The sequence below is a fragment of the Helicobacter sp. 11S03491-1 genome, from assembly GCF_002272835.1.
Lineage (GTDB): Bacteria > Campylobacterota > Campylobacteria > Campylobacterales > Helicobacteraceae > Helicobacter_J.
The window spans coordinates 82,425-103,493 of sequence record NZ_MLAO01000005.1 but is presented as its reverse complement, the minus strand read 5'-3'; the positions used below and the strand labels follow the sequence as shown (position 1 = coordinate 103,493).

Below are 21,069 nucleotides of genomic sequence, written 5' to 3'. Positions count from 1 at the left end.
TATGAAATACATTAAGGACACTTTAGAGGGCAAAACAATTTTAATTACCGGGGGAGCCGGATTTATTGGTAGCAATCTTGCTTTTTATTTTCAAAATCACCACCCAAAAACTCAAGTAATTGTATTTGATAAGTTTAGAGATTCAAATACGTTTCCGGGAGGGAATCCTACATCTTTAGGACACTTCAAAAACCTGATTGGATTTGAAGGGAAAATAATTGTTGGGGATATTCACAACCCAAATGATTTAAGAACAATAGCAAACTTAGAGTTTGATTATGTATTCCATCAAGCAGCTATTTCTGATACTACTGTTTTAGATCAAGAACTCGTAATGCAGATTAATCATAAAGCATTCTTAAATATTCTGGATATAGCAATGTCAAAACAAGCTGTAATGGTTTATGCTTCATCAGCAGGAACTTATGGGAATTCACCTGCTCCTAATACCGTTGGAATAGGAGAAAAACCGGAAAATATTTATGGATTTTCTAAGCTTCAAATGGATGAGAGTGTGAGAAAAATTCTAAAGAATAATCCAAAAGCTCCCATTGTCGGGTTAAGATATTTCAATGTTTATGGAGAAAGAGAGTTTTACAAAGGCAAAACCGCCTCTATGATCCTCCAACTCGCTCTGCAAGTTTTGGAAAATAAAAAAGTTAAACTTTTTGAATTTGGTGAGCAAAAACGAGATTTTATTTATATTGAGGATGTTATTCAAGCAAATCTCAAGGCTATGAATGCCTCAAAAGGAGGGATTTATAATGTTGGTTATGGCAAGGCTAGAAGTTATAATGATATCATTAAGTGCCTTGAATTAGAATTTGGAAAATTTGAAGTTTCTTATATCAAAAATCCATATAAATTCTTTCAAAATCATACACAAGCCGATATTAAAGATACCATATCTGATTTGGGTTATCAACCCCAATATGATTTAGAATCAGGTATTAGAAATTATTTGAAAGAAATTAAAACAATTTATGAGGGACTCAATTAATGTTTGGATTAGAGAATAAAGCACCGCGTATTTTAGTTATAGGCGATTTAATGATTGATCATTACATATGGAGCAAATGCGATCGCATATCACCTGAAGCGCCTGTTCAAGTTGCTGAAGTTAGAGATGAAAGCAATCGTTTAGGGGGTGCTTGCAATGTTGCAAACAATCTTATATCTTTAGGTGCAAAAGTAGGCATATGTGGGACTATAGGAGATGATGAAACGGGTAAATGGTTAATTAAAAATCTGGATCTATTAGGGATTGATATTGCTAATATTTTTATTCTCAATAACCGCCCTACAACAAAAAAAACTCGAGTTATTGTTTCAAACCAACAAGTCTTGAGAGTAGATAGAGAAGACAAAACAATAATTCCAAAAAGCATTTCTCAAGAAATATTAGCAAATCTGGAAAATGAAATTTCAAAATACGATTGTATTATTTTATCCGATTATAATAAAGGTGTTTTGAATGATACACTCACTCAACAAATCATCACATTAGCAAGAAGTGAAAATAAACTTATTTTATGTGATCCAAAGGGCAATGATTATAGCAAATATAGAGGATCTACTCTCCTTACTCCCAACAAAAATGAGGCACAAATTGCTACAAAAACAACTATCACTGATGATGCCAGCTTAGCCCATACACTCAAAATACTCAAAGAAGAATGTCATTTATCTATACCTTTGGTTACCCTTAGTGAAGATGGGATAGGTCTATTAGATAAACATGATAAACTTATCAAGATTCCAACCATAGCTAGAGAAGTATATGATGTTACCGGAGCAGGGGATACGGTTATTGCAGCTCTTGGTTTTGCGCTTTCTGAAGGGCTTGATATTTATAAATCTTGTGAATTTGCCAATGCTGCAGCTGCAGTTGTTGTAGGAAAAGTAGGGAGTGCGAGTGTAACCCATGCCGAAATTATTCAATACCTTCATTATCAAAATCATTCTTCTGATTTTAATGATAAAATTTTATCTCAAACTTCACTTTTAACCATACTTCAATCCATGAAAAATAAAAAAATTATTTTTACAAATGGTTGTTTTGATATTCTTCACAAAGGACATGTTTATTATCTGCAAAAAGCAAAAAATTTGGGAGATATTCTGATTGTGGGGTTAAATAGCGATAAATCAGTCAAGAAACTCAAAGGAGAACAAAGGCCTATCAATTCTCAAGAAGATAGGGCATTTGTACTTGCAGGGCTTGAAAGTGTTGATTTCGTCGTAATTTTTGATGAAGATACGCCTGAGGAGTTGGTTGCATCTATTAAGCCGGATGTATTGGTAAAGGCAAAAGACTATGAAGGTAAAGAAATTGCAGGATCAAAATATGCCGGAGAAATCAAACTTATAGATTTTGTTGAGGGAAAATCTACAACAAATATTGTCAATAAAGTTCAATCAATAAAAGGAGGTAAATAATGGAAAAATTCATTCAAAATGAATTTTTGGCCCATATCCAAACTATTCAAAAAACTCTAAAAGTCCTGGAAGCAGATATTTATTCAAGCGCTCTTTGTCTTAGTAATTGTTTAGAAAATGAAGGAAAAATCTTAATTTGTGGAAATGGAGGGAGCGCTGCTGATGCGCAACATTTTGCAGCAGAATTAACAGGGAGATACAAAAGAGAAAGAAAGGCATTAGCAGGGATTGCTGTAACTACGGATACTTCCGGGCTTACTGCTATTGGTAATGATTATGGATATGATTATGTTTTTTCAAGACAAATTGAAGCATTAGCTAATCAAAAAGATATTATTTTTGGAATTTCAACAAGTGGAAACTCCAAAAATGTCTTAAATGCGTTAGAAAAAGCTAAAAATATAGGATGTAAGACAATTGGGCTAAGCGGGAGAGATGGAGGAAAAATGAATGATATTTGTGATACGAATCTCGTTATTCCGGAGAATGATACACCTCGCATTCAAGAAGCGCATATTCTTATTATCCATATACTTTGTGATATCATCGAAGCCGGAAGCATGAAAAATGAAATCATTGGTGACTCTTAAAGACTTATGGATTAATTTTCATAGATTAGAGAATACTAACTTCAGAAATTTCTCAAAAAGAATCAAGATTGAATATTTAATCATAATAATTTTTAGCATGATTTTTATGAATTTTTAGCAATAAATTTATCATACAAAAATATAAATACTAAAAATCCAAGCCTTGCAAAATAAACAATATCAATCTCATATTTAGAAATCCAGAATATAACAATTTGCCAATGATTATAATTGTATCTATGATCGGGCATTTAGCAGTTAGTTAGCACACTTAAAATCTCAATAAAATAAAATCTTTTTTGAATATATAATACATAGATATATAAGGCTTCAATCTTAAGAGTAAAAAAGGGTGTTTATTTCCATTCTTCACCAATTCCCAGTAAAATACATTGATTGAAATTTGGTAAAATACAGTAAGTATAAAGTTCGCTGTGTATTCCTAGAGACTCTAAATCACTCAAATATCTGCCATCTAATTTCAAATAAAAAATTCGGGGCTTTTTACTTCCATATTCATCTGCTAAAATTCCTGCAACTCCTATACCTCCAAAATTGCTATATTTGATAAAATCCTGAAGAATAAATTGTGAAAAAACTATTTGCCCTATCCAATGCTTTTTTTGTTCTTTGTCTAAACTTAAATAAACACTATGTTCAATTATCTTTCTTCCTCTAAAAATAGGGTATTGCTTTTTTATAGATTGTTTTTTAACTTGGTTATAGTAAGATTGCAAAATTTTACTCTGCTCTTTGAGATAATCATTCGCACTTTTAGAGTCTAGAGAGTAAAAATAGCAATAAAATAGTATAAGTGCTAAAAAAGTCTTTTTCATTGTAAAAACTAAAAAGCAATATTGAGTTCAATACTTCCAAAATCATGAGCTTTTGGTTGAGACTTGAAAGTTTTGCTTGTATGAGTGTAGGTATAAGCAAAACGCATCCCTTGATACAATATGGCTACGCCCGCCTCACCATCATAAGCCAAATAATTCATATCTAAGCCCGTAGATTTTCCAAAACTATTGCCTTGAATAAAAATATTTCTTGCTTGATATTTTCCGGAAATACCTCCAAAAACATAAAATGAAAATTGATTGTTATAAGGTTCTCCACCACTAAAACCGGAATTGATTTTATTGACTCCAAAATCAGAATCTAAATTATAACCGATTCGCAACCTGGTGCCAATTGAAACATGAGTATCTGCATTCCCCAAAGCAATATCAAAACTTGGAAGAATATCAGAAGAAATATATTTTGAATCCCATAAATAAATTTTTTTAATCACTTGATAATTTAAATTTAAAATGAATTCATTTTTTAATTGATGACTCCAGCCATAGAATTTAGGATTATTAGTCAAGTAATGGATAAGTTTTTGTGTCTCATAACCCAAAGCAGAAGGACCTACCATTCCCAAAGCTAAAAAAATATTTTCCAGCAAGCTCTCAGATCGATGAGAAACTCCAAAGTTAAGGCGAAGATATGCCCCATAGGGATGATCAGAAATAGGATGGGAGACTCGAGAGTAGGGAGTGTAAATATCTTGATTCAAAGAGATATCAAATCGCGTCATTTTATTTTTACTCCAACCCAATGTAATATATCCGGCCCATGCCATTTTGGAATCCCTATCTTCGCAGTTAAAATTCATTTCTTCAGTTGTAAAACTAAGCCTTGTCCCTGCGGTGTAGTATCTATCAACATATTGATTTACATAAGCATCATTTTCGCTGAGCAAACTGACAAAATGCTTTTTGTAAGGTATCAATTGCGTATCACACGCTTCTTCACTTCCAAAACATACGCCTATACCCAAAAATATTAAAACAACAATAGACTTAATCTTTCTCATTATGACCCTCTAGGATAATTTAAGTATTTTTTCAAAACTTTTAAAAAATATGTGTTTTGCTTGTGATAGCTCCAGACTAATTGTATCTATATGAATACCCTCATATTCTTGCACAACTTCTCCAATAAGAGTCAATGGCATAGAATATTTTTCACCCAAGTTCTTCAAAATAGAAAAATTTTGTGGTGCTATTTCCAAGATTACACAACTTTGTGATTGACTAAAAATCATATCTTTTTGCAATCCTTGTGTGCTTGAAAAAGGAGTTTTGACCTTTATTCCCTTATTTCCCAGCAAAGCCATTTTTGCCAGAGCAATTCCAAGCCCTCCCTTGCCAATATCTTTGGCTGATTCGATGAGTTTTTTTACACAACCCTCTTGAATAAAATGCCATAATAAAAGTTCTCTTTTTAGATCTATGAAAGGAATTTTGCCTCCACATTCTTGAGTAATTATTTTTTGTATCAAACTACCGCCAAAATCTTGACCTATTTCTCCTGCCAATACTAAATAATTCCCACTTTTTTTTAAGCTTGCATGGATAAGCGTATCCGGTTTTGAAATTTTGCCTACTCCAACTATTGTTGGGGTAGGGTAGATGTCTTTAGAATCTGTTTGGTTATAGAAAGATACATTACCACTTATTACAGGTGTTTTAAGTATTTGACATGCTTCTTTGATTCCTTCTGTAGCTTCTTTAAATTGCCACATCACTTCAGGATTTTGAGGATTTCCGAAATTCAAACAATCACTGATTGCCAAAACTTGTGCTCCTCTTATAGCGCAATTTCTTCCGGCTATGGCAACTGCAATTTTAGCCCCTTCTCTAGGATCTAAATAACAATACCGCACAGGAGAATTGACATTCATTACTAAGAATGTGTCAATTTCTTTAATCCTAATAACACTCCCATCACCTTCCCCGCTACCAATAATGGTATTGGTTTGGACTGTGCTGTCATATTGGGAATAAATCCAAGATTTATCTGCAATATCTAAGCTGCCCAATAATTTTTCAAAAATATGCTGTTGGGATAATGTGTTACTTTTATACTCATTTTCAATAGCTTTATCTAAGTATTTTGGTTTGCTTATGGGTCTATCAAGTACCGGAGCGTTTTCACTCAAGGCTTGCACAGGGATTTGCGCACATTTTTTTCCATGCCAAAACAATTCCATATTACCACTATTGGTTACTTCTCCAATAATACTAACATCTAACTCCCATTTTTGAAATATATCAATAACCTCTGATTCACAGCCTTTTTTAGCACAAATTAGCATTCTTTCTTGAGATTCACTAAGCATTAATTCATAAGGTCCCATATTGGCTTCTCTCATGGGTACTTTATCTAAATCAAGACGCATACCACTCCCACTGCGTCCTGCCATTTCAAAACCGGAACTTGTAAGTCCTGCAGCTCCCATATCTTGAATACCTATAATCAAATCTTTTTGGAATAGTTCTAAACATGCCTCCAGTAAAAGTTTTTCTGTAAAGGGATCGCCTATTTGTACTGTTGGACGAAGCGATTGAGAATTTTGAGTAAAACTATCACTACTCATTACTGCTCCACCCAGTCCATCAATTCCGGTTTTACTCCCTACATAAATTACAGGATTCCCTATCCCCTCAGCACGTCCATAAAAAATTTCATTATTTTTAACAATTCCCAATGTAAAGGCATTCACCAAAATATTTCCATTATAGCAAGCCTCAAAACTTGTCTCACCTCCTATAGTAGGTACTCCCATACAATTACCATAATCACCAATCCCTCCGGTAACTCCTTGAAGTAAATATTTGTGTTTTTTTCCTATTTCATCTTCTCTATGGGCTTCTCCAAAACGAATGGAGTTTAAATTTGCCACAGGTCTGGCGCCCATTGTAAAAATATCTCTCATAATCCCCCCTACACCTGTAGCTGCGCCAGCATGAGGTTCAATAAAGCTGGGATGATTATGGGATTCTATTTTAAACACAGCTCCATATCCCTTCCCTATATCAATCACACCGGCATTTTCGCCAGGTCCTTGAATAACCCATGGAGCAGTTGTGGGAAAACCTTTGAGATATTTTTTACTTGACTTATAGCTACAGTGCTCACTCCACATTGCAGAAAATATTGCAATCTCAAGTAAATTAGGCTCACGCCCTAGAATTTGTTTGATTTGTTCATAGTCATCTTGATCAAGTTTGTGGTTTCTTAGCACTTCAAGAATATTTTCCAGGGGTGGTATCATTTTTATTTTTCCTTCAATTAATCATGACAAGAATTTTATCAAAAAACCCGATAAAACTAACAAAAACACAAAATTTATAAAATTTTATAAATTCCTAAGTATCAAATAAAGATTTATCTACTAAAATGCGAAGTACTAACAGAAGATTAGGAGAATGTAAAAGCATGAAATACATCAAGTTTTTTAAAGAGCTAAACAATAAGGACGTTCCCCTAGTGGGCGGTAAAAATGCAAGCATTGGAGAGATGTTTCAAGAGCTTGTCCCTGTAGGGATTAAAGTACCAAATGGTTTTGCTATCACAAGTGAAGCTTATTGGTATTTATTAGATAGCGGAGGTATTAAACAAAAGATCATTGATTTGCTTGATGGAGTAGATGTAACTGAGATTGATGTTTTAAAAACACGTTCAAAAAAAATTCGAGAACTTATTTTTGGCACGCCTTTTCCTCATGATTTGAGAGATGAAATTTTTCAAGCCTACAAAATACTAAGCGATGAATATGGAATGAGAGAAGCTGATGTGGCTGTGAGAAGTTCGGCTACAGCCGAAGATTTACCGGATGCTTCATTTGCGGGGCAACAAGATACTTATTTGAGTGTAAAAGGGCAAACCGAACTTATCCACTACATTAAATCCTGCTTAGCTTCTTTATTTACTGATAGAGCGGTGAGTTATCGTGCTTCAAGAGGATTTGACCATTTTAAAGTTGCCCTTAGTGTGGGGATTCAAAAAATGGTTAGAGCGGATAAAGGAAGTGCGGGAGTGATGTTTTCTATTGATACAGAAACAGGGTTTAAAGATGCTGTATTTATCACTTCCAGTTGGGGATTAGGAGAAAATGTCGTAGGGGGAACGGTAAATCCTGATGAATTCTATGTTTTTAAACCTACACTTGAACAAGGCAAACGACCAATTATTAAACGTCAATTAGGCACCAAACATCAAAAAATGGTTTATGCTCCTAAGGGTAGCGAGCACCCTACAAAAAATATCAAAACCACTCAAAAAGAATTTGAATCATTTTCTGTTACAGATGAAGATATTCTTACATTAGCAAGGTATGCCATTGTGATTGAAAAACACTATACCAAAGAAGCAGGTGAATATCGCCCTATGGATATGGAATGGGCAAAAGATGGCGAAAGTGGAGAGATATTTATTGTGCAAGCCAGACCTGAAACCGTCCAAAGTCAAAATATTAAAAAAAGCAATGGGCAAAGACTTGAAAAATTTAAATTCAAATATCCTGATGATAAAAAAGAAATTATTATTAGTGGTAAAGCTATTGGAGGGAAAATTGGAGCAGGAAAGGTTAGAATTATTAATGATATTGAACATATGAATACCTTTAAAGAAGGTGAGATTTTGGTTACAGATAATACCGATCCTGATTGGGAACCTGCTATGAAAAAAGCTTCTGCAGTAATCACAAATCGAGGAGGCAGAACCTGTCATGCAGCTATAGTAGCAAGAGAAATTGGTGTCCCTGCAATCGTAGGGGCAGTAGGATCAACTGATAGGCTTTATACAGGAATGGAAGTTACAGTATCTTGTGCAGAAGGTGAAGAAGGCTATGTCTATGCAGGTATTCATAAATACGAAATAGAAACTATCGAACTCTCCCATCTGGAACAAACAAAAACAAAAATTTATATGAATGTGGGGAATCCTGAAAAGGCTTTTAGTTTTTCACAACTTCCTAATCATGGCGTAGGATTAGCGAGAATGGAACTTATTATCCTTAATCAAATTAAAGCTCACCCTCTAGCTTTGTTAGATTTACAAAATGGCAAAAAAGACATTAAAGATAGGGTAGAGATTGAAAAACTAATCTCCGGCTATGAGGGTCCTAAGGATTTCTTTGTTAAAAAAATTGCTGAAGGAATGGGGATGATTGCATCAGCTTTTTATCCTAATCCGGTCATTGTCCGAACAAGTGATTTTAAATCCAATGAATATCGCGGGATGATAGGAGGCACTGTTTATGAGCCTCAAGAAGAAAATCCTATGCTTGGTTATCGGGGCGCAAGTCGATATTATTCTGATTTGTATCGGGGCGCTTTTGAATGGGAATGTCAAGCCCTTGCAATGGTTAGAGATGAGATGGGTTTGACAAATATGAAAATCATGATTCCATTTTTAAGGACTCCTGAAGAAGGCAAGAAAGTATTAGAAATTCTTAGAAGAAACGGATTAGAATCGGGCAAAAATGGATTGGAAATTTATGTAATGTGCGAACTTCCTGTTAATGTGATTTTAGCAGATGACTTTTTATCCATGTTTGATGGATTTTCTATTGGATCTAATGATCTCACTCAACTTACACTTGGAGTTGATAGAGATGGACAACTTGTTAGTCATATATTTGATGAACGAAATCCTGCAATGTTTGAAATGTTTAAGCATGCAATTCAAGCTTGCAAAAAACATAAAAAATATTGTGGTATTTGTGGTCAAGCCCCTAGCGATTATCCTGAAGTCGCAGAATTTTTGGTTAAAGAAGGTATTGATTCTATTTCTTTAAATCCTGATTCTGTTATTGCTACTTGGAATTTCGTTTCTGCACTTGAAAAACAGCTTAAGCAATAATTCAGCAATAAAAAAGGTTTGAGGTAGTATATAAGTGGCAAGGATTTTATCAATAAAAAAGAGGAGTAGAATATGAAAAAATTAAATTTTCCAATTTTTATCTACAAAAGAGATGGAACCAAGCAAAACTTTACACCTTATAAAATTGAAGATGCAATTAACAAAGCCTATAAAAGTGTTGGCAAAATCTCTCGAAAGGAAATTCATGATAAAGTATTTGAAAATATCATCAAAAATCAAATACAAAATGTCGAAGCTATTCAAGATGTTATTGAAAAGGAGATATTTCGGGCAGGGGATTTTGAAGTTTTAAAGAGTTTTATGAATTATAGATTTTTACATAAAATGCAAAGAGAGACTCAAAATGGATGTTATGAAGGCACTACTTTTGTAGATAGCACACAAAGTGTAGAAGAATATATCAATAAAACAGATTGGCGTATCCAAGCAAATGCCAATACAAGTTATTCCAATGCCGGCTTAGTCAATAATCTTGCAGGAAAAATTATTGCTAATTATTGGCTTGATAGTGTTTATTCTCCAAGAGAAGGGCATGCCCACAGGGATGGCGATATTCATATACACGACCTTGATTGTCTTACGGGTTATTGTGCAGGTTGGAGTTTGCGAGCATTACTTAATGAAGGCTTTAATGGCGTGAGGGGCAGGGTAGAGTCAAAGCCTCCTAAACATTTTAGAGAGGCATTAGGGCAAATGGCAAATTTCTTAGGGATTTTGCAGAGTGAATGGGCAGGGGCACAGGCTTTTAGTTCATTTGATACCTATCTTGCTCCTTATGTCTTTAAAGATGCCTTGAGTTATTCCGAAATTAAAAAAGCAATCAAGAGTTTTGTTTATAATCTAAATGTTCCTGCAAGATGGGGACAATCGCCATTCACTAATATTACTATTGATTGGAGTGTTCCTGATGATCTCAAAGATCAAATACCTACAAGCAACGATATACATTTATTTAAAAATTTTCACAATGAAGTCTTAGAAGAGGAAGCCAAAAAACGTGGTGTATCCAGTCTCCAAGCAATGACTTATAAGCATTTTTTGCCTGAAATGAATCTTATTAATAAAGCCTATTATGAAGTGATGACAGAGGGAGATAAAAACTCTCAACCCTTCACTTTTCCAATCCCTACAGTCAATATTACTCAAGATTTTGATTGGAATAATCCAAATTGTGAAATTTTATTTGAAAATACAGCCAAAATTGGTTCAAGTTATTTCCAAAATTTTATTGGCAGTCAATATATGCGTGATAAAAATGGTAACCTTGTTGAAAACAAAGATGCCTATAAACCCAATGCAGTTAGGAGCATGTGTTGCAGGCTTCAACTAGATCTTAGAGAATTACTCAAAAGAGGAGGGGGTCTATTTGGGAGCGCAGAAATGACAGGGTCTATTGGTGTTGTTACAATCAATATGGCAAGACTTGGTTATCAATATAAAGGCAATAAAAAAAGATTGTATTCAAAACTTACGGAATTAATGGATATTGCTAAATCAACTTTAGAAAAAAAACGTGTGGTTATTTGCGATCTTTTTGAGCGTGGTCTTTATCCTTATACCAAAAGGTATTTGCCTCATTTTAACCATCATTTTTCAACAATTGGTGTCAATGGTATCAATGAAATGATACGAAATTTTACTGAGGACAAGACCGATATTACGAGTGAATTTGGAGAGAAATTTTGTTTAGAAATTCTTGATTTTATGCGAGAAAAAATAAAATCTTATCAAGAAGAAACAGGTAATTTATATAACCTTGAAGCTACACCGGCAGAAGGGACTACTTATCGTTTTGCCAAAGAAGATAAAAAAAGATTCCCTGATATTATTCAAGCGGGATTTGATGAGCATATTTATTATACGAATAGTTCCCAACTTCCTGTCAATTACACTGATGATCCCTTTGAAGCGCTTCAAAAACAAGATATTCTCCAAACAAAATATACAGGCGGAACAGTATTGCATTTATATATGAGAGAAAAAATTAGTTCATCTTTGGCATGTAAAGAGCTTGTAAAGAAAGTAATCAGTAATTTTAGGTTGCCCTATATTACAATCACCCCTGTTTTTAGTATTTGTCCTAAACATGGATACCTTAATGGAGAACATGAATATTGTCCAAAATGCGATGAAGAAATGGAAATGAATTAATAAAATAACAAAGGAATAAAAATGAAAAAAGAAAATAATAAACTTGAATCAAAAAGAGTAAAATGTATGGTTTATACTCGTGTAATGGGTTATCACAGACCTGTAGAAAGTTTTAATATTGGTAAAATTGGTGAGCATAAAGAAAGAAAATTTTTCCTTGAATCTAAATGTAAATAAATTACAAAAACCTATTTATAACTTAACGCCTTTTAGTATGCTTGATTATCCTGATAAACTTGCGTGTATTGTGTGGTTTACAGGTTGTAATTTGAGATGTCAATATTGTTATAATACTGAGATTGTAGAAGGAAATGGGAATTTTGAAATCTCTGAGATTTTAAACTTTTTGGATACAAGAGTAGGTTTGCTTGATGGTGTTGTTTTTAGTGGTGGGGAGGCAAGTTTGTATGCAGAGCTTGAGGATTTTGCATCTAAAATCAAGAGAAAAGGATTTCTCATAAAACTTGATACAAATGGGTCTTCACCCAAAAAACTTAAAAGAATGCTTGAAAATAAAATTTTGGATTATGTTGCTCTAGATTTTAAATCACCTGTCTATAAAAGCTTCAAGATTACCCAAAGTCATACAATTTATGAAAATTTTCTTTCTTCTCTTGAGATTTTACAAAGTTTTGAGATACCCTTTGAAGTGCGCACAACCGTTCATAGTGATCTTTTAAATAAAGATGATATTTTGAAAATGAGTGAAATTTTGTGGGATAATGGCTATAGAGGTAAATATTTTTTGCAAGATTATATTGGAGAAAAAAAGACTTTTAGCCCGCTTAAAACCAGTCATAACAAAAAACAAAATATCTCATATAAGGAAATAGAAATTATTTGGAGATAATTATATTTGACTTTTTAAGGAAATAATATGCCGGATTTCAAACAAGCACGCACTCAATCACAAATCCAAGCCATCCATACATTGGCTCAAATTATTTGGAAAGAACATTATGCCTCTATTCTTACGCAAAAACAAATTCAATATATGCTTGATAAATTCCAAAGTTTTGAAGCTATCAAGCAACAAATAAACCAAGGATACCAATACTTTCAAATCCTGGATAATACAAAACCGGTAGGGTATTTTGCATTTATTCAAAGAGTTGATGAGATTGCTGTGCAAAAGTCTCATCAAGTGCAAACTAATGCAATTTTTCTAAGCAAACTCTATATTGAAAAAACTTATCGCCAACAAGGCATTGCTAAATCCATTATAATCTTTCTTAAAAAAATGGCTCAAAATTTGGAAATTTATCATATTTGGCTTACAGTCAATAAACAAAATTTTCATTCTATTGAAGCGTATAAGAAGTTAGGTTTTATCATCTATAGAGAAGATTGTACAGATATTGCTAAAGGCTATAAAATGGATGATTATTATATGAAAATAGATTTTAGTCCCATTAAATAATTAATTTTGAATTTTGGTTTTTTCTTGACCCATTCGATAAAGAGCAAAATCATATTTAACAGGGTCAAGAGGATCGAGCCTTCTTAGTGATTGGGTTGCAAGTAAGGCAGCATATAAATCATAAGTCTTTCTTTGGAGTAAATCCAATTGAGTACAGATACGAAAAGTATGGGTATCAAGCGGCAAAACAAGCTTAGCCTTATGTATTTCTTGCCATACTCCAAAATCAAGATTGTCTTTTCTCACCATCCATCTCAAAAACATATTCCAACGTTTTAAAGGAGAACTTCCTTTGGGATTTGGTTGGATTTTTCCAAGCAAAAAATCTATTCCTTTGGTCTTATAATTAGATTTTTCAAGTATTTCAGAAAGATGATAAATACCGCAATGGATTCCATCAATCACATTTTGGTGTTTATGGTAACCCTCAATGATGAGGTTTTTGAGTTTGGATGTATGGATAGTTTGATAAATAGCTATAAATAAATTTTTAATATCTGCAGAAGTTTGAAAACGATAAAAAGGAAAAGAAGCTTTTTGAATACACGCAACAGATGTATTTAATAATGAAAAATCTAATTTTTGGAGTGTGCTTAAGATTTGTTTTGCATTGCCATAAGAGAGTAGGGCACAAATAAGAGCGATTTCTTCAAAAAATTCATGATTTCTATAATCCCTTACAACAAGGAGAGGATCGGGATTAGATTGAGTGATTTGGAGAGGATTGTTTTTTAATTCATAATAATTATCCAGCAATTTTTTGAGATTTTTTATCATACCAAATTATTGTTTAATGCTCAAAAGAGTATCAATCATTCTATCTATAGCGGTGATAACCTTAGCATTTGCTGCATATCCACCCTGGAATTTGATAAGATTAACCATTTCTTCATCAATGCTCACTTGAGAAATAGCAAGATGTTCTTTTTTAGTAGCCTCATAGACGGATTTTTTAGTATCCAGTATTTGTTGAGATTTTTCAGTATCTGTAGCAACCTTACCGGCGACATATTGGTAAAATTCACTTAACTTCATTTGGTTGATATTGAGTTTGTTATCATAGAAATCGACTTTTTCATATTGAAGTTGTTGCATCATATTTGCAACATCAAAGTTCCCACTAATAGGGGCGAGCCATGGCCTAATATAAGTAGCATCATTTTTATACTTGGTATTGAGACGAATATTTTGAGCGCTATTCCCCTCAAAAAATGGATTGATACTCAATGATCCTGTAAAGTTAGTTCCATTATCCTTAAGAGAAACATAAAAGCCTTTAGATGGTTCTTTTGCTTGTATATAAAATTTTTTGGAATCATTATCATAGTAAGCTTTAAAAAAATCATCAAAATCATTATCTGGATTATTGTCATGGTTATCATCCGTATTTGCGTTGATAGCATTAACAATATCTCTCATTGTGGTGGTATTATCAATAGTGATTGTTTTTTTTGCTATTTGCTTGCCATCTGTATTGTAAGCTATCAAATCAAAAGTGCCATTTTTAATATTATAATTAGTATCTTTGAGAGCTTCATCATCTTCAAACTCAAGTTGAGTGCTTTGTATTTGATGGCTTGCACTCTGAGCATAGATAGAATTAGTTGCCTCTATAAGTCCCTTAGCAAAGGAATCCAGCAGATTGATGTAATTTTGGAGCTTACCTACTTTTGTCCCATCATAACCTGTGTTGTATAATCCTATAAGTGCCCCGGCTTTTCCTTCATCAAGATTATCAGTAATATCTACATCTTTATGATCATCACCACGGAAATAAATACGATTAAGAAAATCAGAGTTGTTTTCTTTTTTGATGACAAGGGGATGAAAAATCACTCCATCGACAATATTAAATCCATGCGCAATATTTAAAACATACCCATTATCAAAATCAGCTGTTTTTTTATCATTAAGAGAATTGGTCTTGATATTATCTTTAAATACATTTCCCCCAATAATTTCCCTCAAGTGAAATTCAAGCTGATCTCTTCTGTCGCGAAGTTCATTAGCTTGCTTAAATGTTTTGGAATCTTCCATTTCTCTAAGACGTTGGTTGATTTGGGCAATTTGAGATCCTAATGTATTGACTTCTTTAATGGTGCTTTCAAGTTCTTCGCTAGCCTTATGCTGCAAGGTGGTAAGCCTTTGTCTTGTATCTTTGATATTATGAGTCAAAACCTCTGTATTTTTTGCAAGCACTTGTTTTTGCGCAGGATCTTTGGCATTTTTAGCTAAGTCCTTCCAAGCATTAAAATATTGCTCTAAGTCATTGTAAATCCCTACGCCATCAACATCCGGAAAATAAGCTGAAGCTTCTCTGAGATTGCTAAAATCAGTATCATAAAATTCGCGTTCTTGGGCTGCCTTAGAATATCTGGCAAACACAAATTCATCATGAATTCTCTGAATAGAACTCACTTCTACTCCACGACCAATATTTAAATCCTGATAAGCAATAGGTTTTTCAGGTCTGGCAAGTACTCTTTGTCGGCTATAAAATTCATCGCTAGCATTAGAAATGTTATTCCCTGTCGTATCCACCATGAGTTGATGAGCTTGAAGTCCGGTATATGAAGTATTGAGTGAAGATAAGATACCGCCCATATACTCTCCTAAGCTTGAATTTTTAAAAAACTGCTTTGAGGGGTTTTGTTCCCCTTATAATCGCAGATTTCATGAGGGATAATTTTTTGAATTAAAGATGAATAAAATTCAGATACAGCAAAAACAATCCTAGCATAATTTGCATTCAATGCTTTAAGATCTTGGAGGTTTCTTTTCATTTCTCCCAGCAACCGGCTTGCTTCCTCATCAATGAGATCATTGAGAATTTTATGAGGAAATTCATTCTTAAGCCCTAACATTTCTTGATCGATGAGATTTTTTTTTGTTTCAAATGATTTAATCAATTCTTGTTTTGTGTAATTGCGCTCAAAAATACTATCATTTTGAGCTACCTTAATATCTTCAATATCTGCTTGTGTTAATTCTATAAGAAGACGAAGGTCAGAAACGGCACCTCTAAGATAATTGTGTAACATAAACTCAATCCTAAACTTCAGATTAATATCCCCTTGGAGGGAGTATTCTATATTTTATAGATTAAGCAAATTTAGTGCCATTTTTTCTGAAGTTTTTTGGAGATCAATTTGATAAGTATTATTCTTGACAGATTCTTTAATTTGGGCTTTTTGGTTAGCAATTTCTTTAGTTTGTTGCGCTTTGATGTTTTCGGAAAATTTTTTATTTTCATTAGTAATTAAAGTGCTTTTAGTAGTACCCACTGCATTTATCATCTTTATACATCTCCTTAGATAATCTTACAAAATATAAACATAATATCGACATCAAAATCAAATACTTTAATTAACTTTCTTGATTTGCTTCATCATTTCTTCTTTGAATTTAGCCACATCTGTTGTCCCTGTATTTTGCGTATTGCTAAATAATGATACATCACCATTTGATGCATAAGTATAGATGATAATAAATACCATTGCATAACAAAACAATATAAAACAAATTGTAGGAAAAAACCAAGTTTTTATGTCAAAATCTTTAAAATTCATTCTTAAATGACCCTTTTTGTTAAAATCTAAAGATTAAAGATATATCGGCTAATTATATCAGATTTTGCGTATTTAAGAGTTTAGAGTTGGCATTTGTTAAAATTGTATATAATTTAAGTTTTATAATAAACTCTAAGGTTCTTAATGAGAAAGGCTTTATTATTGTTTTTTCTGTGTTTTTCTATAAGTTTTGGAGCTGTAGGAGAGAAGCCTTTATGGGAAAAAGGCTCAACGTTACTTACTTTTTTTGAACAAAATAGTATCCCCTTGAAACTTTATTACAACTTGTCTTCTCAAGACAAAGAACTTACAGCAGAAATATATGCAGGAATTTCTTATTATACCTTACGTGATGATAATGGAGATTTGCTTCAAGCTCTTATTCCTATTAGCGAAGATGTGCAAATCCATATTTACAAGGATAATGATGATTATAAAATGGACTTTATCCCTATTGTTTCTTTTTCTGTTGAAAAAATTCTTACCCTTTCTGTGCAAAAATCTCCTTATCAAGATATAGTAGATGCAACCGGAGATATTAATCTTGCCAATGAATTTATCAATGCATATAAAAAAAGCATTAATTTCAAAAAATTTGTGATTAAAGATGATAAACTTGCTATTATTTATACAAGAAAATATCGATTAGGCAAACCCTTTGGTTCTCCGGATATTAAAGCAACTATGATTGAAACAAATAAAAAACCTCACTATATATTTTCTTACAATGGCAGATATTACGATAAAAGCGCCAAGGAAGTGGCGGGGTTTTTATTAGAAGTTCCGGTGCAATATACAAGAATTTCTTCAAGATTTTCTTATGGAAGAGTGCATCCTATTTTGAAGATTATACGTCCCCATTATGGGATTGATTATGCTGCAAGAATTGGCACTCCAATTCATGCAGCCTCTGATGGAAAAATCATCTATATTGGGGTCAAAGGTGGTTATGGTAAAACAATTGAAATCAATCATGGAAATGGGATTAAAACCCTTTATGGACATATGAGTGCTTTTGCAAAAGGAATTCATATGGGTATGTATGTCAAAAAAGGTCAAATTATTGGAAAGGTTGGAAGTACCGGTATTAGCACGGGTCCTCATTTGCATTTTGGAGTCTATAAGAACAATCGCCCTGTTGATCCGCTCGGAAGTATTCGAACCACAAAAAGCGAACTCAAAGGTAAAGCAAAAAAAGATTTCATACAACTTGCCAAAAAATACCAAGAAGAAATAGACAAAGCTCTTCAAAAAACTTCTTTTGATGAACAAAAAGCCCATGTTTCAATCCGGGAGGAATCATGAAATATTTTCCGGATACTTTATCTAAAGTCAATTTTGATTCTATAAAATTTGAAGAATGCATTGATTCTGTCTATGTGCAGCCCAAGCGAATTACCTATATAGAAAATGGTAAAAAAAAGATTTGGGATATTATTAATTCTCATGATAGTGTCTCAATATTACTATACCATCAAGATTTTGATAGTTTTGTAATTGTTAGGCAATTTCGTCCGGCCATATACCTCAAAAATCAAGATGGCTATACCTACGAATTATGCGCAGGGCTTATTGACAAAGAAGGCAAGAGTATTGAACAGATTGCCACAGAAGAAATACTTGAAGAATGCGGATATCAAATTAATCCCCAACGTCTCCATAAAATTATTACATTTTATACTTCTACAGGCATTAGCGGGAGCAAACAAACTATATTTTTTGCTATCATTACACAAAAAGATAAGCTTACCCAAGGTGGAGGAATTGATGATGAATGTATTGAGGTTTTGTTTTTAAGCCTAAAAAATGCAAAACAATTCATTAACGATGATAGTATCATCAAAACTTCCGGGCTTGTTTATGCTATAAAATGGTATTTAGATAATTTTACAAAGGAAATAAAATGCTAAAGATTTTTTTTGGCACTCTATCGATGATTCTACTTTGTATAGCAATCAATGCAGATGCACTTAATGAACCTGTATCTATCGCTATACAAAAAATAGATCTTAAAGAAAAAACGGCGACTTTTCCATCTTATGATCTTCAAGTTGGCGAAACCGGTTTTGTTCTAACAAAACTTAGCGATTACAATATTATTTCTGCAAAACTACAAATCATGTCTATTGAAAATGGGGTTGCCATTGCAAAAATAAGTAATTTTGATGCCATGAACCAAAAATATTTACCCACACCACGTGTAGATCCAAGAATAGGTGATATGGCAATTTTTCATGAACTCAACAACAAAGCTTTTTTGATCGCTCCTGATGCAACTACTTATGAAAAAATAAAATCCGGTCTCAAGGGTGTTTCTTTAATGAATTCGGATTTATTAATGGGGTATTTGAATGATTATGGAGGTTTTGATCCCAAGCCAAAATTTTTAACTAAAGCTTGCAATGTTTATAGTGTTGGGTTGCTTTATATTGTTGGGACAAACATAGTTAATATCCTGGATTGCCAAAGTTTAACTCTGCTAAAAACAATTCCTTTTGATACTTCAAAAGTTAGTAAAACTATAGCCCCATTTTTTTCACGTCTGGAAGAAGTTAAAACAGGAAGTCTTGCAAGTTTATTCTATGGCAAAAAATCAAAAGATTATTTTAAATTCTATGATAGCTTAGTCCAAAAAGGTTTGGAATTCAAATGAGTAAATTATGATTGAAATAAAACACCAAAAAGAACTAAAAAATATTGTTGGGGATGAGAATTTTCATAATGACAAAGCACATTTGCTTGCTTATTGTTATGACGCCACCAAGGAACGTTACGAGCCTGATTGCGTAATTTATCCTCGAAATGAAATAGATGTAAGTAAAATATTAAAATATTGTAATGATCATCAAATCCCTATTATCCCCAGAGGTGCAGGAAGTGGTTTTACAGGAGGAGCATTACCGGTTAGGGGCGGGGTTATTTTAGCAATGGAAAAATATTTTAATAAAATTTTAGAAATTGATGAAAAAAATCTAATTGCAAGAGTGCAACCCGGTGTTGTTAATAAACATTTTCAAGAGGCAGTTGAAAAAATAGGATTATTTTATCCGCCTGATCCTGCCAGCCAAGAGTATAGTACATTAGGAGGGAATGTTAGTGAAAATGCCGGGGGTATGCGTGCTGCAAAATACGGCATTACAAAAGATTATGTCATGGCACTTCGGGCAATTTTACCTAATGGAGAAATTATTCGAGCAGGCAAAAAAACAATCAAAGATGTTGCCGGATATAATATTGTAGGTATTTTGACAGCCTCTGAGGGGAGTTTGGCAGTTATTACCGAAATCACTCTCAAACTCATTGCAAAACCCAAATGCAAACAAACAGCTATGGGAATATTCCCAACTATTCAATCAGCGATGAATGCTGTTTATGAAACTATGGCAAGTGGAGTAACGCCTGTAGCAATGGAGTTTTTAGATAATCTTACCATCTGTGCTGTTGAAGAAAAATTTCAAAAAGGTTTGCCTACACAAGCAGGAGCAATACTTATTACGCAAGTGGATGGAAATATCTCGGAAGATGTTCAATGGCAATTAAAACAAATTGAAGAAAAATTTCAAAAAAATGGTTGTGAAAAATTTCAAATTGCTCAAAATAATGCAGAGGAAGAGAATCTATGGTTTGCCAGACGCAATGCCTCTCAAAGTATTGCCATATATGGCAAAAAAAAGCTTAATGAAGATATTACCGTCCCTCGCTCCAGACTCCCTGAGTTATTGCAAAGAATTTCAGAAGTAAGTAAAAAATATGGATTCAAAATTCCTTGTTTTGGGCATACCGGTGATGGCAACGTGCATACAAATGTAATGGTAGTTGATAACACTGATGAAGAACAACTCAAAAAAGGTTATGAAGCAATTGAAGAAATTTTTAAAATTACTATAGAGCTTGAAGGCACTCTTAGCGGAGAACATGGCATAGGTTTATCAAAAGCGCCCTTTATGTCTCTAGCTTTTAGCCCATCAGAAATGGAACTTTTCAGGACAATCAAGAAAGCATTTGATCCTCATAATATCCTTAATCCGGGAAAAATGGGCTTATAAAATTGAAAATTTTATAAGACTAAAAAGTGTTTCATTTTAAAATTATCAAGAATTTTTAATTTATAAAAAATATTTAATATTAATAATTCACAAATACTTCATAGATGTTTAAGTATAATTTTCAAAAATATCAAGGTGAT

The 21,069-nt window shown here is 33.2% G+C and carries 20 protein-coding genes; 12 read left to right on the top strand and 8 right to left on the bottom strand.

Features of this window, described 5'->3' with window-relative positions; genetic code table 11:
- Nucleotide 1 precedes the first annotated feature (1 nt).
- The 3 genes from rfaD to gmhA are packed head-to-tail and all read left to right on the top strand — an operon-like array spanning nt 2 to nt 3,029.
- Nucleotides 2–1,000 (top strand): ADP-glyceromanno-heptose 6-epimerase, encoded by a 999-nt coding sequence (gene rfaD, locus BKH45_RS04750; RefSeq protein WP_095274333.1) that lies wholly within the window; start codon nt 2–4, stop codon nt 998–1,000.
- Entirely contained in the window at nt 1,000–2,439 is a 1,440-nt protein-coding gene (gene rfaE1 / locus BKH45_RS04745; RefSeq protein WP_095274332.1) for a D-glycero-beta-D-manno-heptose-7-phosphate kinase, read from the top strand. The genes rfaD and rfaE1 overlap by 1 nt, the downstream gene beginning before the upstream one ends.
- Nucleotides 2,436–3,029, top strand: a complete 594-nt coding sequence (gene gmhA / locus BKH45_RS04740) for a D-sedoheptulose 7-phosphate isomerase (protein WP_257874498.1) — start codon at nt 2,436–2,438, stop codon at nt 3,027–3,029. The genes rfaE1 and gmhA overlap by 4 nt, the downstream gene beginning before the upstream one ends.
- 356 nt (nt 3,030–3,385) lie before the next feature.
- Here the strand turns inward: gmhA and BKH45_RS04735 are convergent, their stop codons facing one another.
- From BKH45_RS04735 to purL, 3 genes are read right to left on the bottom strand one after another with little or no spacing between them, the layout of a single operon-like run.
- A complete protein-coding gene (locus BKH45_RS04735; protein WP_095274330.1) occupies nt 3,386–3,865 on the bottom strand; it encodes a hypothetical protein in 480 nt (159 codons plus the stop codon).
- 8 nt (nt 3,866–3,873) lie between these two features.
- Entirely contained in the window at nt 3,874–4,887 is a 1,014-nt protein-coding gene (locus BKH45_RS04730; protein ID WP_095274329.1) for a lipid A deacylase LpxR family protein, read from the bottom strand.
- 9 nt (nt 4,888–4,896) lie between these two features.
- Complete coding sequence (gene purL / locus BKH45_RS04725) at nt 4,897–7,131, bottom strand: phosphoribosylformylglycinamidine synthase subunit PurL (RefSeq protein WP_095274328.1); 2,235 nt, start codon at nt 7,129–7,131, stop codon at nt 4,897–4,899.
- 164 nt (nt 7,132–7,295) lie between these two features.
- Between purL and ppsA the strand changes: the two genes are divergently transcribed.
- The 5 genes from ppsA (at nt 7,296) to BKH45_RS04705 (ending at nt 13,314) form a co-directional block, all read left to right on the top strand.
- Nucleotides 7,296–9,722: a pyruvate, water dikinase gene (ppsA, locus tag BKH45_RS04720; protein ID WP_095274327.1), complete on the top strand. Its 2,427-nt coding sequence runs from the start codon at nt 7,296–7,298 to the stop codon at nt 9,720–9,722.
- A 72-nt stretch (nt 9,723–9,794) separates the two neighbouring features.
- Entirely contained in the window at nt 9,795–11,894 is a 2,100-nt protein-coding gene (locus BKH45_RS04715; protein WP_095274326.1) for a ribonucleoside triphosphate reductase, read from the top strand.
- A gap of 21 nt (nt 11,895–11,915) precedes the next feature.
- Complete coding sequence (gene nrdD / locus BKH45_RS08730) at nt 11,916–12,071, top strand: anaerobic ribonucleoside-triphosphate reductase (RefSeq protein WP_143428380.1); 156 nt, start codon at nt 11,916–11,918, stop codon at nt 12,069–12,071.
- Nucleotides 12,052–12,744: an anaerobic ribonucleoside-triphosphate reductase activating protein gene (locus BKH45_RS04710; RefSeq protein WP_219349987.1), complete on the top strand. Its 693-nt coding sequence runs from the start codon at nt 12,052–12,054 to the stop codon at nt 12,742–12,744. The genes nrdD and BKH45_RS04710 overlap by 20 nt, the downstream gene beginning before the upstream one ends.
- Before the next feature lie 27 nt (nt 12,745–12,771).
- On the top strand, nt 12,772–13,314 hold the full coding sequence (locus tag BKH45_RS04705; RefSeq protein WP_095274325.1) for a GNAT family N-acetyltransferase: 543 nt from the start codon (nt 12,772–12,774) through the stop codon (nt 13,312–13,314).
- Here BKH45_RS04705 and BKH45_RS04700 read toward each other — a convergent pair whose 3' ends face one another.
- From BKH45_RS04700 to BKH45_RS04680, 5 genes are all read right to left on the bottom strand, one after another.
- On the bottom strand, nt 13,315–14,091 hold the full coding sequence (locus tag BKH45_RS04700; RefSeq protein WP_095274324.1) for a TIGR02757 family protein: 777 nt from the start codon (nt 14,089–14,091) through the stop codon (nt 13,315–13,317).
- A 6-nt stretch (nt 14,092–14,097) separates the two neighbouring features.
- The gene (gene flgK, locus BKH45_RS04695; RefSeq protein ID WP_095274323.1) at nt 14,098–15,918 is read right to left on the bottom strand and encodes a flagellar hook-associated protein FlgK; all 1,821 of its coding nucleotides are present in this window, start codon (nt 15,916–15,918) and stop codon (nt 14,098–14,100) included.
- A gap of 8 nt (nt 15,919–15,926) precedes the next feature.
- Nucleotides 15,927–16,355, bottom strand: coding sequence for a hypothetical protein (locus tag BKH45_RS04690; RefSeq protein WP_095274322.1), 429 nt, complete (start codon nt 16,353–16,355; stop codon nt 15,927–15,929).
- A gap of 54 nt (nt 16,356–16,409) precedes the next feature.
- Nucleotides 16,410–16,610 (bottom strand): flagellar biosynthesis anti-sigma factor FlgM, encoded by a 201-nt coding sequence (locus BKH45_RS04685; RefSeq protein ID WP_095274321.1) that lies wholly within the window; start codon nt 16,608–16,610, stop codon nt 16,410–16,412.
- Between the two features lie 66 nt (nt 16,611–16,676).
- Complete coding sequence (locus BKH45_RS04680; RefSeq protein WP_095274320.1) at nt 16,677–16,883, bottom strand: hypothetical protein; 207 nt, start codon at nt 16,881–16,883, stop codon at nt 16,677–16,679.
- 144 nt (nt 16,884–17,027) lie between these two features.
- Between BKH45_RS04680 and BKH45_RS04675 the strand changes: the two genes are divergently transcribed.
- Genes BKH45_RS04675 through BKH45_RS04660 form a run of 4 tightly spaced genes read left to right on the top strand, consistent with a single transcriptional unit; the run spans nt 17,028 to nt 20,929 of the window.
- Nucleotides 17,028–18,188 carry a peptidoglycan DD-metalloendopeptidase family protein gene (locus BKH45_RS04675; RefSeq protein ID WP_095274319.1) on the top strand — a complete coding sequence of 387 codons (1,161 nt, stop codon included), beginning with the start codon at nt 17,028–17,030 and terminating at the stop codon, nt 18,186–18,188.
- Entirely contained in the window at nt 18,185–18,793 is a 609-nt protein-coding gene (locus BKH45_RS04670; protein WP_095274318.1) for an NUDIX domain-containing protein, read from the top strand. Before BKH45_RS04675 ends, BKH45_RS04670 begins: the two co-directional genes overlap by 4 nt.
- Nucleotides 18,787–19,536 carry a plasminogen-binding N-terminal domain-containing protein gene (locus BKH45_RS04665; protein ID WP_095274317.1) on the top strand — a complete coding sequence of 250 codons (750 nt, stop codon included), beginning with the start codon at nt 18,787–18,789 and terminating at the stop codon, nt 19,534–19,536. Before BKH45_RS04670 ends, BKH45_RS04665 begins: the two co-directional genes overlap by 7 nt.
- A 7-nt stretch (nt 19,537–19,543) precedes the next feature.
- On the top strand, nt 19,544–20,929 hold the full coding sequence (locus BKH45_RS04660) for an FAD-linked oxidase C-terminal domain-containing protein (protein ID WP_095274316.1): 1,386 nt from the start codon (nt 19,544–19,546) through the stop codon (nt 20,927–20,929).
- Nucleotides 20,930–21,069: the final 140 nt, after the last annotated feature.